A 14255-nucleotide genomic window follows, 5' to 3' on the forward strand; every position below is an offset into this window, starting at 1 on the left:
GTCCGCCCTCGGTGAACGCAGAATGACCCCATGTCCGTCTACGACGTCGCGGTGGTCGGGGCCGGCCCCGCCGGGTCGGCGGCGGCGCTGAACGTGCTGCGCCTGCGCCCCGACGCCACCGTGCTGCTGCTCGACGCCCAGCCGTTCCCGCGCGACAAGACCTGCGGCGACGGCGTCGCGGCCGAGGTGTTCGACCTGCTCGACGACCTCGGGGTGCGCGGAGTCCGCGACCTCGGCGAGCCGGCGCAGCGGCTGCGCCTGCGCACCCCGTCCGGGCGCGCCGTGCACCGCACCGCGCCGCGGCCGAACCGGGTGATCACCCGGCGGGTGTTCGACGCCGCGCTGGTGGACGCCGCCGTCGCCGCCGGGGCCGAGCTGCGCCGGCACCGCGTGCGTTCCCTGGAGGTCGACGGCGACCGGGTGGTCCTCGACGGCGGCGGGCCGGGCAGCAGCGGATCGCACGGGCCCCTCGCCGCCCGCACGGTGATCGGCGCCGACGGCGCGCACTCGGCCGTGCGCCGGGCACTGGGCGCCCCGCCCGCGCCGCCGGAGGGCACCGCGGTCGCGATCCGCGGGTACGCCCCGGTCGCCGCGGAGCCGGGCACGCTCACCATCGAGTACGCCGGGGACACCTATCCCGCCTATGCGTGGTCGTTCCCGGTCGCCGGGGGCGGGGCGAACGTCGGCTACGGGGTGTTCGACAAGCGCGGCGCCGGGACCCGGGCCGAGTTCCTCGACCGGATCGCGGCGCTGCTACCCGGCCAGCAGCCCTACCCGGAGACGCTGCGCGCCCACCACCTCCCGCTGTCGACGACGCCGCGGTTCCAGCCCGACGGCCGCGTCCTGCTCGCCGGCGACGCCGCCGCCAAGGTCAACCCGCTGACCGGCGAGGGGATCTTCGACGCCGTCGCCTCCGGGATCCTGGCCGGCCGCAACGCGCTGCGCGGCGCCGACGCCGGCGCGGCGCACCGGGCGGCGATGGAGCACACCTTCGGCCGCCACCACCGGCACGTGGCGGCCCTGGCCCGGCTGGCGGCCCGCCCCGCGTTCCTGGACGCCGCGATCGGCGCTGCCTCGGCCCACCGGTCCGTGTTCGACTGCGCGGTGCGCCTCGGGCTCGCGCGCGGGGTGGTCACCCCGTCCGCGCTGGCCCTGGTGGCCGCGCACCTGCCGGGTAGCGCGCTGCGCGCCGGGGGCGTGATCCGCGCCGTCCGGCGGGCCGCCGGGCCCGCGGTGGGGTAGACAGGAGCGCATGGAACAGGTCGTGCTGCTGGACGACGACGGCAACCCGGTCGGCGTCGCCGACAAGGCGACCGTGCACGGTGCGACGACCCCGCGGCACCTGGCGTTCTCCTGCTACGGCGTCGACGACGACGGACGCCTGCTGGTGACCCGGCGGGCGCGCGGGAAGGCCACGTTCCCGCTGGTCTGGACGAACACCTGCTGCGGGCACCCCGCCCCGGGCGAGGACATGGCCGACGCGGTGCGCCGCCGGCTGTCCCGCGAGCTCGGCCTCCGGGCCACCGAGCTGCGGATGGTGCTGCCGCACTTCAGCTACCGGGCCTCCCAGGACGGTGTCGAGGAGAACGAGCTCTGCCCCGTCTTCGTCGCGCGCCTGACCGGCGAACCCGACCCGCGCCCGGACGAGGTCGAGGACGTGCAGTGGTGGAGCTGGGAACGCTTCCGCACCGCCGCGGACGATCCGGAGTCCGGCCTGTCGCCGTGGGCCCGGATGCAGGTCCCGCTGCTCGACGCGCTCGACGACCCGCTGCTGGCCGGCGTCCGGGGCTGAACCGGGCCGCCCGCCGGGCGGCTGGTGCAATACCGGGGTGCCTGCCCCGGAGACCGACACCGACACCGCCGCGGCCCTGGACCGAGCCCTGCACGAGGTCCTGGACCCGGTCCCGGCGGGGCGCCTGGCTCCCGTGGTGGACCGGCTGATCCGCGACTACCGCAGTGGCACCGTGCCGTCGTCGCCGATCCTGCGCACCGCCGACGACGCCGCGGCCTACGCCGCCTACCGGATGCCGGCCACGCACGCGGCCGTCGCCGACGTCCTCGCCCGGGCCGCCGGCCGGGTACCGGAGCCGGCCGAGATGGTCGACCTCGGCGGCGGCACCGGTGCGGCCGTCTGGGCGGCCGCCGGGGTGTGGCCGTCGCTGCACCGGGCGACCGTGCTGGAGGCCGCGGCGCCGGCCCGGGCACTCGGGCGCCGCCTCGCCGAGCACGCGCCGTGGCCCGCGGTGCGCACCGCGGGCTGGGAGTCCGCCGTGCTCGGCCCGGGCACCGCACTGCCGGAGTCCGACCTGCTCACGGCCTGTTACCTGCTGGGCGAGCTGGCCGAGCCGCTCCGCGACGCGCTGGTCGACGCCGCCGCCCGCACCGCCCGCGTCGTGGTCGTCGTCGAACCGGGGACGCCGGCCGGCTACGCCCGGGTGCTGGCCGCCCGGTCCCGGCTGCTGGCCGCCGGCCTGCGGGTCGCGGCACCCTGCCCGCACGACGGCGCCTGCCCGGTGACCGGCGACGACTGGTGCCACTTCGCGGCCCGGGTGAACCGCAGCTCCCGGCACCGCACGCTCAAGGCCGGCAGCCTCGGGCACGAGGACGAGAAGTTCTCCTACGTCGTGGCCGTCCGCGGGGAAGCGGAGCAGGCGCCGGGCCGGGTCGTCCGGCATCCGCAGACCCGGAAAGGACTCGTCACCCTCCGTGTGTGTTCGGCGGACGGAACACTGCGCGACACCCCCGTGCCGCGCAGTCGCAAAGAGCTGTACCGGGCCGCTCGCGACACCGCGTGGGGCGATCCGTGGCCACCCGCAGCGCCCGAACGATGATCGTCCGGCGGCCATGGTGAAGATCACACCGGTGAGTCGCCCCGGCGGCGTCGCGCCGCTGTAACACCGACGGGCACCATGGGCGATGTCCGGGCGCGACGGCCATCTGGTGGGCCGCGACCAGCCGCCTTTTCTCACAGATCGAGCACGACCATGACCGACTTCACCGCCCCCGGCCCCACCGAGCGGCTCCCCACCCTCGTCCGTACCGCGCGCGGCTACCGCGTGCACGACCCGGCACTGATCACCGGCACCCGCTACGTGATCGACGACGAGGGCGACCTCGTCTACACCCGGCTCCCGGCCGGCTCGATGTCCGCCAGCGTGTTCCTCGGCGCTGCCGCGGTCGCGCTCACCCTCAGTCACGACGACTGGGGGCGGATGCTCCTGCTCTTCCTCTGCGCGGTGCTCGTCGGGTGCGGCATCGCGATCGCGGTGCTGTCGCTGATCCACGTCGCCACGGACCCGGTGCGGAGCTACCGCAACCGGTTCGGGCACGCCGAGTTCTCCGTGGACGTCACCGACCGGGCGTCGGTGGACTGGCAGCTGTGTGCCCGCGCCGAACGGCTGGCCGCGAGCCGGTCCTGGCAGAGCGGGCGGGTCGATCCGGCCCGCACCCTCGGCGGCCTGCTGTGGGCGGCCGTCGGCGAGGGTCAGGACGAGGCCGGGCAGGCCCTGCTCGCCCTCGCCGAACCGGCGACCGGCCCGGACCTCACGGCCGTCTGAGCCCCGGACCCGATCCAGAGCCCGGTTCCGGTTCCGGCCCGGCCCGCGCGGCCGGGCCGGGCCGGGCCGGGCCGGTCAGACCGCGTACCGGGCGACCGGGAGCAGCGCGTCGGCGTCGCGGCGGTCGTCGTCGCCGGCGACGCAGGCGTGCAGGGACCGTTCCAGGGCGGCCTCGTCGAGGCCCGTACCGATCAGGACCAGGGTGGTGCGGCGGGGCTCGCCGGTGTCCCACCGGGTCCGGTGGAACCGGACGTAGCGGCCGACGGTGTGCAGGTCCCACCGCTCGCGGGCGGGTGCGGCCGCGAACCGCACCGAGCCCTTGATCCGGTAGAGCCCGGACGGCCGGGCGTCGAGCAGGTCCTGCAGGCGGGCGGCGTCGAGCGGCTCGTCGCAGCAGAAGGTCACGCTCTGGTAGCCGGCGTGCAGGTGTGTGTCGTGGTCGCCGCGGTCGCCGTCCTCGCGGACCTGCTCGCCGAGCATGAGCTGGCGCCCGGGGACGACCTCGATGTCGAACAGCAGCGCGGGGTCGACCGCGCCGTCGCGGACCGGGACGATCGGTGCCCGCGGGTTCGCCTCGCGGCACAGCCGGCGCACCCGCCACAATCCGCCCGTGCCGACCCTGTCGATCTTGTTGAGGATCACGAGGTCGGCCAGCCCGACGTGCCGGTCCAGCTGCGGGTGCCGGCGGCGGGTGGCCTCGAACTCCGCGGCGTCGACCACCTCGACCAGGCCGCCGAAGCTCAGGTGCGGTCCCAGCCCGTCGAGCACCAGCTGGACCAGCGTGCCGGGCTCGGCGATCCCGCTCGCCTCGATCACGATCACGTCGATCTCGTCGCGGCGCCGGGTCAGGTCCGTGAGGACCTGCGCGACCCCGCCCTCGCCGACCTCGCAGCACAGGCAGCCGTTGCCGAGGCCGACGATCCCGCCCGCCTGCCCGGCCAGGCGCATCGCGTCGATGCCGACGGACCCGAAGTCGTTGACGACCACACCGATACGCGCATCCCCGCCCGCGACGAGGAGGTGGTTCAGCAGGGTCGTCTTGCCGGCTCCGAGGAACCCGGCCAGCACCACGACCGGGATCTTCCGGGCCACCCGACATGACTACCACGTGCCACCGACGCCCGCGGCCGGGCGGGTCGCCGCCGACCGTGGTTCGCCGAGGGCGGACCCCGGGGCCGGCCGTGACTAAGGTGCCCTCATGCCCGACACAGCTGCCGGACGTCCGCACGGGGTCGTCGCCGTCGCCGGCGAGGCCCTGGTCGACATCGTCCCCGCCCCGGCGCAGGGGTACTGGGAGTTCGCCCCCGGTGGCAGCCCCGCCAACGTCGCCGTCGGCCTCGCCCGGCTGGAGGTCCCGGCCCGGATGCTGGCCCGCCTGGCCGACGACCTGCTCGGCCGCAGGCTGCGCGAGCACCTGGCCGCCAACGGCGTCGACCTCTCGCACGCCGTGGCGGCCACCGAGCCGTCGTCGCTGGCGATCGTCGAGCTGGCCGGCGACGGGCAGGCGTCCTACGACTTCCGGATCGCCGGCACGGCCGACTGGCAGTGGACCGACGACGAGCTCACCGGCGCGCTCGACGAGGGCGCCGCCGGACCCGTCGTCGCCGTCCACTCCGGCTCGCTGGCGCTGACCACGCCGCCCGGGCACGAGACGCTGCGCGAGCTGATGGCGACAGCCGTGGACATCGCGACCGTCAGCTACGACCCCAACTTCCGCCCGCTGCTGATGGGCAGCCCGGACGAGGTGCTGCCCGGCGTGCACGAGCTGCTCGGGCTGGCCGACGTGGTGAAGGTCAGCGAGGAGGACCTGGCCTGGCTGCACCCCGGCCGCAAGCCCGGCGACATCGTCGGCGAGTGGCTCGAGCTGGGCCCGGCCGTGGTCGTCGTGACGCTCGGGGCCGACGGCGTGCTGGCCGGCACCGCGTCCGGCCTGCACAGCGTGCTCCCCGGCCGTCCGATCGACGTCGTGGACACCGTCGGCGCGGGGGACAGCTTCTCCGCGGCGCTGCTGGCGGGCCTGCACCGGCGCGGCCTGCTCGGCGCAGCCGCCCGCGAGGACCTCTACCGGATCGACCGCGAGTCCCTCGACGGCGTCCTCGGCGAGGCCGTCACCGCCGCCGCGATCACCTGCTCGCGGCACGGCGCCGACCCGCCGACCCGGGCCGAGCTGGCCGCCGCAGCGGGGTCCTGAGCCGGGAGCACGGTGCGGGCCGCCCCCGGTCGTTCGTGCACGCCGGGTCGCACCGGTACCGGCCGGGCCCCACTGACCGGGTCCCACTGACCGGGCGCCGGGGCCCGGCCGGGGATCAGGGCCGGGGCGCCGGCTGCTCCGGTGCCTGCTGCTCGGCCGGGGTCAGTTCGCGCGGGGCGCGCTCCGGATAGTCCTTCGGCTGCCCGGTCGCCGGGGCCCCCGGCGGCAGGCTCAGCTGCGCCGGCTCGCTCTCGGGCAGCGCCCACTGGCTCGCCCAGTCCATGTGCATCGCGGTCGGCCCACCGGCGTCACCGAAGTAGTCGAGCTGCATCGTCATGTTCATCGGCCGCGGCGGGAACTGGTCGGTCTCGGTGTTGGTGTACCACTCCTCACCGTCCACATAGGCGGTGATCTTCTCCGGCGTCCACTCCAGCGCGTAGGCCGACCACTGGGTGGAGTCGTGCTGCACGGAGCCGTAGTCCTGGTCGTTGTCCGGGCCGTAGTGCAGGAAGAAGGATGTCTCCTGCCGGTCGTCGGAGAGGATCTCCATCCAGTCGACCTCGCCGCCGACCGGGAAGTCCTCGGCGACCGGCCAGAGCAGCAGCAGGGCGTTCAGCCCGCCGGACGCCTTCTCCGACTGCACGCACGCCTCCCAGCGTCCGTACTTCTGGCCGGGATGCCAGCTCACCGCACCGGTCGTGCCGTCCTGCTCGCCGCGGATCGTCATCGCACCGTCGGCGACGCTCACCTGCTCGGGCGTGCGGGTGCCCTTCTTGTTGTGGCCGGGCTCGGGCCCGTAGGGGTGCCAGTCCGGTGGGACGGTCGTCCCGTCGAACGCGGAATGCCGGTCGGGCTCACCCCAGCCGTGCGTCGCGGCCGCGGTCCGCGTGCACGGCGACGCCGGCTGTGCCCCGGTGACGGGCGCATCGTGGGCGGCGTCCGCCGGTTCCTGCTGCGGCTCGTCCCCGGCCCCGGCGTCCGCCGGTTCCTGCTGTGGCTCGTCCCCGGCGGGCGGCGGATCCTGCTGCGGCTCGGCCCCCGGCCCGGTGGCCGGCGGATCCTGCTGCCCGGCCACGGCGGGCGCGGTCGTGACGGCTCCGGACACGCCTGCCGAGGCGAGTGCGGTGGGCGCGGTCGCGGTCGTCGCCGCCGAGACCGCCAGGGTCGTCGTGAGCGCCGCCAGCACCGCCACCGTGCTCCGCCGGGCTCTGTTCCTCGTACGCACCGTGAGTCACTCCCGTCCCTCATGCACCGACTGCCCCATCAGACGAGCGCTCGGTGAGCAGTGCCAGTGGAAACACCCGACCGGGGCACCCACGATCAGGGACGGCACACCGATCGATCGACGGAGGGTGATCGAACCCAGCGGGGCTCTCACCGACCGTCACGGGAGGCTCGGGACTACGCGAGCGCGTCGGACGGGCTGCCAGAGTGGTCCCGTGTCGCGCCCCGATCTTGCTGCCACGCTCGACCTCTCACCGCACCCGGAGGGCGGCTGGTACCGCCGACTCTGGACGTCCCCGGTCACCGTGGAGGCCCCGTACGGGACGCGACCGTCCGCGACCGCGATCCTCTACCTGTTCGACGCGCCGGGGCGCTGGCACCGGGTCCGCTCGGCCGAGCTGTGGTTCCTGCACCGCGGCGAGGCGGAGCTGGTCCTCGGCGGCGATAGTGACGCACCGGGCGCCGAGGACGTCCGGCGTCTCGGGCTGCCCGGTTCCGCCGGTCCCGCGGCGCTGCCGCAGCTGGAGGTGCCCGCCGGGGTCTGGCAGCGGGCCTCGCCGCTGGGGACCGAGCCCGTCCTGGTCAGCTGCGTCGTCTCCCCCGGCTTCGACTTCGCCGACTTCGAGCTGCGCTGATCCGCGCGCCCGGCTCCCGGCTGTCGGGCACCGGCTCGATCAGTTCGCGCTCACCCTGCGCAGGGCGAGACGGTGCGCCTCGGACACCCCGACCCCGGTGATCAGCACGCCGTCGCCCCGCATGGGGCCGAACGGTGCACCTCGAGGGGCCGGGCACCGGTGATCAGCACGCTGACGCCCCCACCAGGCAGAAGAGCGCACCTCGAACGCCTGGCCTCGGTGATCAGCACGCTGTCGCCCCTCGGATGAGCGGAGCGGTGCGCCTCGGACACCCGGGCGCTGGTGATCAGCACGCTCCCGCTCCTATCAGGGCAGAAGAGCGCACCTCGGCCCCCTGGCCTCGGTGATCAGCACGCCGTCGCCCCGCATGGGGCCGAACAGTGCACCTCGAGCGACCGAGGACCGGTGATCAGCACGCCGTCGCCCCGCATGGGGCGGGAAGGTGCACCTCGAGCGGCCGGGCCTCGGTGATCAGCACGCTGTCGCCCCGCATGGGGCCGAACAGTGCACCTCGAGCGGCCGGGGTCCGGTGATCAGCACGCTTCCGCCCCCGCGGCGCGGTGTCGGTGCGCGCCCGGGGGGGTGTCGCGGCGGTCAGTGGGCCCCGAGGAGGCCGGCGGCGTCGCGGGTGTTGCGGATGCGTTCCGGCGGCACCCCGCAGAGCACGGCCCGGGCGCAGCCGTTGTCGAGCCAGTCGAGCTGACCGGGGGCGTGCGCGTCGGTGTCGATGGTGAACTCGCAGCCCGCCTCGACGGCGAGGCGCAGCAGCCGCTTCGGCGGGTCGAGCCGTTCCGGCCGCGAGTTGATCTCCACGGCGACGCCGTGCTCGGCACACGCGTCGAACACGGCCTGCGCGTCGAAGTCGGACCCGGGCCGCCGGCGCCGCCCGGTGACCATCCGGCCGGTGCAGTGCCCGAGCACGTCGACGTGCGGGTTCGCGACGGCGGTGAGCATCCGCTCGGTCATCTCCGCGTGCGGCATCCTCAGTTTCGAGTGGACGCTGGCGACGACGAGGTCGAGCTCGGCGAGCAGCTCGGCGTCCTGGTCGAGGGCGCCGTCGTCGAGGATGTCGACCTCGATCCCGGTCAGCACGCGGAAGCCGGAGCCGGTGCCCGCGATCCGCTCGTTGAGCTCCGCGACCTGGTCGAGCTGGCGGCGCAGCCGGTCCGCGGACAGGCCGTTGGCCACGGTGAGCCGCGGCGAGTGGTCGGTCACGACGAGGTAGTCGTGCCCGAGCCCGATCGCCGTCTCCGCCATCTCGGCCAGCGGGGAACCGCCGTCGGAGGCGTCGGTGTGGCTGTGGCAGTCGCCGCGCAACGACTCCCGCAGCCGCACGGCGGCGTCGGCGAGCGGCACCCCGTCGGCGTCGGCGCGGGCGACGGCGTCCTCGAGCCGCCGCAGGTAGACCGGCTCCTCCCCGGCCAGCGACTCACCGATGCAGCGCGCGGTCACCTCGCCGACACCCCGCAAGTCGGTGAGCGAGCCTGCCGCGTGCAGCCGCGCGAGCTCCTCGGCGTCCCGGCCCCGCAGCGCGGCGGCCGCGGTGCGGAAGGCCCGTACCCGGTAGGTCGACTCGTGCGCCCGTTCCAGCAGGAACGCGATCCGGCGCAGGTCGGCCACCGCGTCGCGGACGTCGTCGGAGCTCACGTCCGGCAGGTTAGCGCCGCATCCACGTCCGGGCCTTGCGCGTCCACGCGTCCTCCCACACCGCGGGCAGCCGCCGCTCCAGGTCGAGCATCGTGGCGGTGGCACGCCCGTGCAGGACACCGAAGGTGAACCCGTTACCGCCCTCGGCACCGGCGCGGGCGCCGAGGGCGCGCAGCGTCTCCCGGGCGACGACGGCGTCCTGGTGGTCACCGAGGACGCGCTGCACCGACTTGAGCCGCTTCGCGAAGCGGCGGGCGTCGGAGCCGACGGCCGGGGCGGCCACCTCCGTGGCGTAGCGCAGCTGCTTGCCGGTCTTGCGGGCGTCGTGCAGCGAGGTCGGTGCCTGTTCCCCGGCCTCGAGCGCGGCCAGGGCCCGCTGCATGCGCCGCTCCAGCTTGCGGGCGGTCTTCCCGACCATGCCCGGCAGCACCGCCTCGGCCGGCTCGTCGGCCCGCGCCGACAGCGGCGGGTCGGCCAGCAACCGGCGCAGCGCCTTCTGCAGCGCCGCGTAGCGCTCACCGTCGACGACCTCGCGCACCACGGCACCGGTCCCGGCGCGGGTGCGGGCGAAGTGCCGGGTGAGCGCGGCCTGCACCGGGCCGAGCACCAGCTCCGGCTCCAACGCGGCCAGCTGCGCGTCGAGCCGCTCCTCCTGCACCTCGGCGTCGCGCTCGCCGGCCAGCTCCCGGCCCAGCCACCGCAGCTCGGCGACCAGGTGCCCCGGCCGGGGCCCCTCCAGCAGCCCGCCGTAGGTGCGCAGCGCGCTGCGCAGCCGCCGCGCGGTGACCCGCATCTGGTGCACGGCGTCGGGCCGGTCGGCACGCAGGTCGCCGTCGCGTTCGGCGAGGGTGTCGACCTGGCGGCCGAGGTAGTCGAGCAGCACCCGCCCGGCGCTGCCGCGGCGACCGCGGTGGCGGGGCGGCTCGTCGGGTGCCACCTCGGCGAGCAGCGCGCCCAGCCGGGCGCCGGCCCGTCCCGGCCCGCGCACGAGGCCGGTCTCGCGCAGGGCTGCGTCGAGCTGCTCGAGCACGGCGGGCCCCGCCGTCCCGGGCCGGACGACGGCCTCGCTCCAGCTCTCCGTGGTCGTCGACGCCCCGAGCGTGGAGACCCCGACCTCGTCGTGCTGCAGCACCGCGAGCTCACGGCCGGCGTCGTCGTGCAGGCTCATGACCGAGCGGACGACCCGCACCCGCCCGACCGGGCGCAGCACGGCGTCGCCCCGGACCCGCCGGAGCAGGGCCTCGAACTCGGGCGGGACCGCGTACGGGTCGCCCCCGGCGGGGCCCTCGCCGTCGCCGCCGGACACGCTCGCCCGCAGCTCCGCCCCCGGGTCGCCGTCCGGGAGCCGCAGCACCCACACCGTGCAGGCCGGCACCGCCGACGCCCGGTCCGGGGCCGCCCGCTCGACCAGCAGCTCGATACCGGCGCCGAACAACCGCAGGTCCTCGGTGTCGACGCGCTCCTGCTCGCCGACCTCGGACCCGGTGACCGTCCGGACGTCGTCCACACCGGACAGCGCAGCCAGCCGGGGGGCGCCGGTGTGGGCGGGACCCCGGTAGGTCAGCCGGTCACCGGGATGATCGCGGACCCCCGGGGTGGCGGCGGGCGGGGTGCTGGTCGAGGCCGGGTCGGCGTTCATCCCACGGGGTTCCCGGCGCCCGGTGTGTCCACTCGGCTCCATCCGGGCGATCCCCGCGGTCCGCTACACCGCCTTGCCCGGGTTGAGGATGCCGTCCGGGTCGAGCGCGGCCTTCATCGCGCGCTGCAGGGCCAGGACCTCGGGCCCGAGCTCGCGCTCCATGCCCGCGCGCTTGAGCAGGCCGACACCGTGCTCGCCGGTGACCGTCCCGCCGAGGTCGACCGCGCTGGTGATGATCGCGTCGAACGCGGCCCGGGTCCGGTCCCGCGCCGCGTCGTCACCGTGCGGGGTGAGCATCAGCGGGTGCAGGTTGCCGTCGCCGGCGTGCGCGACCGTGGCGATCCGGACGTCGTGGACGCGGCCGATCTCCTCGATCCGGGCGAGCATCTCGGCCATCCGCGGGCGGGGCACGCAGACGTCCTCGGTGAGCATGCCCATCCCGAGCTGCTCCAGCGCCGGGTAGGCCATCCGGCGGGCCGCGAACAGCGCCTCGGCCTCGGTCTCGTCGGTCGAGGCCATCGCCTCGGTCGCCCCGTGCGCGGTGAACGCCGCCAGGATCGCCTCCGCCTCCGCCCGCGCGGCCGGTTCCGGCAGGTCGGTCTGGGCGAGCAGCAGCGCGGCCGCGTCCTCCGGCAGCCCGGCGTTGCGCCAGGCGTTGACCGCGCCCAGCACCTCCCGGTCGACCAGCTCGAACACCGCAGGCTGCAGTCCCTGCTCGGTGACGGCGGCGACCGCGGCCCCGCAGTCGGCGAGGGTGTCGAAGAACCCGACGACGGTGTGCGGCGCGACCGGGCGGGCCGGGCGCAGCTTGACGGTGATCTCGGTGATGACCCCGAGGGTCCCCTCCGAGCCGACCAGCAGCCCGGCCAGGTCGTAGCCGACGACGCCCTTCGCGGTGCGCCGCCCGACCCGCACCACCTCGCCGGCCGCGGTGACGACCTCGAGGGCGAGCACGTAGTCGCGGGTGACGCCGTACTTCACGCAGCACAGCCCGCCCGCATTGGTGGCGACGTTGCCGCCGATCGTCGACCACGGCGCCGACGCCGGGTCCGGCGGATACCAGAGCCCCTGCTCGGCGCAGGCCACGCGGAGGTCGTCGTTGACCACCCCCGGCTCGACGACGGCGAGCCGCTCGCCCGCCGAGATCTCCCGGATCGCGGTCATCCGCTCGAGCGAGAGCAGCACGCAGCCGTCGACGGCGTTGGCCCCGCCGGACAGGCCGGTGCCCGCCCCGCGCGGGACCACCGGGACCCGGGCCCGTGCGCACGCGGCGACAGTCACGGCGACGTCGGCGGTGCTGCGGGCCCGCACCACGCACAGCGGGGTGCCGTAGTCGGCCCACTCGGCCTCGTCGCGCACGTACGGGCGCACGGTGTCCGGGTCGGTGAGCAGTGCTGCGGGACCGAGCGCGGCGGACAGTTCGGCGAGCAGGGCCAGGCCCACCGGGCCGGGACCGGTGCCGTCGAGCTCGGCCGGGTCGGTCGAGTCACCGAACGGCCTGCCCTCCGGTTCGACGACGACGGGTGTGCCGTCGGTGAGCCCTGCGCCGGGTTCGGTCGCGCGATCGGTCATTCCCGCGACGGTAGGTCGCCGCCGCGTGCCGGGCCAGGGCCACCCGGAGATCGACGTGTCCCGCCCGTCCGCATCCCCGTGAGTGGTTTTCGCGGCTCCAGCCGCGAAAACCACTCACGGGCGGAGCGCTTGCCCGAGCCGGCGTCCGGACGACCACGCCGTCTGCACCCGGGGGCGGCCCCAGCCGTCCCCGGCGAGGCCGATCCCGTCGTCGTCGAGGTGGAAGGCCGGGTCGCGGTGCGCCGCGGGCGCGGCGAACGGCCAGCGGTGCACGTGCGTCCACTCCGGATCGGCGCCGATCCCGAGCAGCTCCCGCACCGCAGCGGTCATCGCAGGCACGGCGCTGTCCGGGTCACCGGCCGCTCGCGCGAACGCGGCGGTGGAGTGCGCGACCAGGACGGGGGCGTCGTCGCCGCGGCGGTCGCCGTCGTCGGCGACCAGAGCGAGCACCGGGTGACCGTTGACGAACGCCGCGGGCAGCCGCGGCCACTCCCGGCGGGCGAAACCGAGGGTCAGCGTCAGCACCGGGTCCCACACCCGGCCGGCGACCGCGGCCCCCGCCGGGGTGTCCGGAGCGAGCAGCCGGGCGGCCTGCGGGTCCGGCATCGCGAGCACGACGGCGTCACAGGCCTCCCCGTCGACCAGCGGCCGCCCGCCCGGCCCGGGCCGCACGCTCCGCACCGGTCGTCCGGTGTGGACCGGTACCCCGGTCCGCAGCTCGAGCTCGGCCGCCGCGTCGGCGACCAGGGAGCGCAGCCCGCCGGGCGCGGCCCAGCGCATCGGGCCGGGGGTGTCGGCGGCGCGGGTGCCGTCGTCGAACACGGCGAGGGTGTCGGTCCACTCGCGGATCAGGCCCGCGTCGCGCCAGCGCCCCACCTGCGCGGCGAACCCGTCGTCGGACACCGTGAGGTAGGCCGCGCCGACGTCGGCGGGGCGGCCCCGGTGCCGGTGCACCGCGAGCCGACCGCCGACCTCGCCGTCCTGCTCGCGGACCTGCACCTCGACGCCCCGCGCGGCCAGCTCGCCGGCACAGCTCAGGCCGGCGATCCCGGCCCCGACCACGATCACACCCACCGCACCGACCCTAGGACCCCTTTCCGTGAAGCACGTTCACAGTTAGGGTCACCTCAATCAACGAGGGGGATCCGTCCATGGAGCACGTCACCGACGAGGCGCGGCTGCGCGAGATCATCGGCGAGACCAGCGCCGCCATCCGGGACAAGGCCCGGGACCGCGTCGACCCGGTGACCGCGGAGTTCCTGGCCGCGTCACCGTTCTTCCTGCTGGCCACGACCGGGCCGGACGGCGTCGACGTCTCCCCGCGCGGCGATCCCGCCGGGTGTGCGCTGGTGCTCGACGAGCACACGATCGCGTTCGCCGACCGCAAGGGGAACCGCAAGCTGGACTCGCTGCGCAACATCCTGCACGACCCCCGGGTCGGGATGCTCTTCATGGTCCCGGGCTCGAACGACACCGTGCGGGTCAACGGCCGGGCCCGGATCGTGCACCACCCGGACTTCGCCGAGCGGCTCACGGTGCGGGGGTCGGCCCCGGAGCTGGCGGTCGTCGTCGACATCGACGAGCTGTACCTGCACTGCGCGAAGGCGTTCCTGCGGTCGTCGCTGTGGGACCCCGCGACGTGGCCCGCGAAGGGCGAGGTGCCCAGCGCCGGGAAGCTCGTGAAGGGGCAGTACGGCATCCCGGGCCCGGCCCGGCTGATCGACGCGGCGTTCCGGCGCGAGGCGAAGGCCAACCAGTACTGACGCGCCGGCCCGCACGGCCCCCGGCAG

At 75.9% G+C, this 14255-nt stretch carries 13 protein-coding genes; 7 read left to right on the top strand and 6 right to left on the bottom strand.

The annotated features are described in order from the left end of the window. The first annotated feature begins 30 nt into the window (after positions 1-30). The 4 genes from BM093_RS19815 to BM093_RS19830 all read left to right on the top strand — a co-directional run bounded on the left by BM093_RS19815 (position 31) and on the right by BM093_RS19830 (position 3557). On the top strand, positions 31-1242 hold the full coding sequence (locus BM093_RS19815) for a geranylgeranyl reductase family protein (RefSeq protein WP_093346582.1): 1212 nt from the start codon (positions 31-33) through the stop codon (positions 1240-1242). Between the two features lie 10 nt (positions 1243-1252). Beyond that, positions 1253-1792, top strand: a complete 540-nt coding sequence (gene idi, locus BM093_RS19820) for an isopentenyl-diphosphate Delta-isomerase (RefSeq protein ID WP_093346585.1) — start codon at positions 1253-1255, stop codon at positions 1790-1792. A 37-nt stretch (positions 1793-1829) separates the two neighbouring features. Next, on the top strand, positions 1830-2831 hold the full coding sequence (locus BM093_RS19825; RefSeq protein ID WP_093346588.1) for a small ribosomal subunit Rsm22 family protein: 1002 nt from the start codon (positions 1830-1832) through the stop codon (positions 2829-2831). A gap of 153 nt (positions 2832-2984) precedes the next feature. Continuing rightward, entirely contained in the window at positions 2985-3557 is a 573-nt protein-coding gene (locus BM093_RS19830) for a hypothetical protein (protein WP_093346591.1), read from the top strand. A 75-nt stretch (positions 3558-3632) separates the two neighbouring features. Here the strand turns inward: BM093_RS19830 and BM093_RS19835 are convergent, their stop codons facing one another. After that, complete coding sequence (locus BM093_RS19835) at positions 3633-4649, bottom strand: CobW family GTP-binding protein (RefSeq protein ID WP_093346594.1); 1017 nt, start codon at positions 4647-4649, stop codon at positions 3633-3635. A 106-nt stretch (positions 4650-4755) separates the two neighbouring features. Here BM093_RS19835 and BM093_RS19840 point away from each other — a divergent pair, with 106 nt between their 5' ends. Beyond that, complete coding sequence (locus BM093_RS19840; protein ID WP_093346597.1) at positions 4756-5748, top strand: carbohydrate kinase family protein; 993 nt, start codon at positions 4756-4758, stop codon at positions 5746-5748. Between the two features lie 115 nt (positions 5749-5863). Here BM093_RS19840 and BM093_RS19845 read toward each other — a convergent pair whose 3' ends face one another. Continuing rightward, positions 5864-6940, bottom strand: coding sequence for a glycoside hydrolase family 16 protein (locus tag BM093_RS19845; RefSeq protein WP_093346600.1), 1077 nt, complete (start codon positions 6938-6940; stop codon positions 5864-5866). 247 nt (positions 6941-7187) lie between these two features. On the opposite strand from BM093_RS19845, the gene BM093_RS19850 reads away from it, so the two are divergent. Continuing rightward, on the top strand, positions 7188-7607 hold the full coding sequence (locus tag BM093_RS19850) for a cupin domain-containing protein (protein ID WP_093346603.1): 420 nt from the start codon (positions 7188-7190) through the stop codon (positions 7605-7607). 594 nt (positions 7608-8201) lie between these two features. Here BM093_RS19850 and BM093_RS19855 read toward each other — a convergent pair. The 4 genes from BM093_RS19855 to BM093_RS19870 form a co-directional block, all read right to left on the bottom strand. Beyond that, entirely contained in the window at positions 8202-9254 is a 1053-nt protein-coding gene (locus tag BM093_RS19855; RefSeq protein ID WP_093346607.1) for a PHP domain-containing protein, read from the bottom strand. Between the two features lie 10 nt (positions 9255-9264). Further along, entirely contained in the window at positions 9265-10893 is a 1629-nt protein-coding gene (locus BM093_RS19860; RefSeq protein WP_177238587.1) for a CHAD domain-containing protein, read from the bottom strand. 63 nt (positions 10894-10956) lie between these two features. Then, the gene (locus BM093_RS19865; protein ID WP_093346613.1) at positions 10957-12465 is read right to left on the bottom strand and encodes an FAD-binding oxidoreductase; all 1509 of its coding nucleotides are present in this window, start codon (positions 12463-12465) and stop codon (positions 10957-10959) included. Between the two features lie 114 nt (positions 12466-12579). Then, positions 12580-13539: an NAD(P)/FAD-dependent oxidoreductase gene (locus BM093_RS19870; RefSeq protein ID WP_218162846.1), complete on the bottom strand. Its 960-nt coding sequence runs from the start codon at positions 13537-13539 to the stop codon at positions 12580-12582. A 77-nt stretch (positions 13540-13616) separates the two neighbouring features. Between BM093_RS19870 and BM093_RS19875 the strand changes: the two genes are divergently transcribed. Further along, positions 13617-14228, top strand: a complete 612-nt coding sequence (locus tag BM093_RS19875) for an MSMEG_1061 family FMN-dependent PPOX-type flavoprotein (protein WP_093346616.1) — start codon at positions 13617-13619, stop codon at positions 14226-14228. Positions 14229-14255: the final 27 nt, after the last annotated feature.

This window comes from Pseudonocardia ammonioxydans (assembly GCF_900115005.1).
Classification (GTDB): Bacteria; Actinomycetota; Actinomycetes; order Mycobacteriales; family Pseudonocardiaceae; genus Pseudonocardia; species Pseudonocardia ammonioxydans.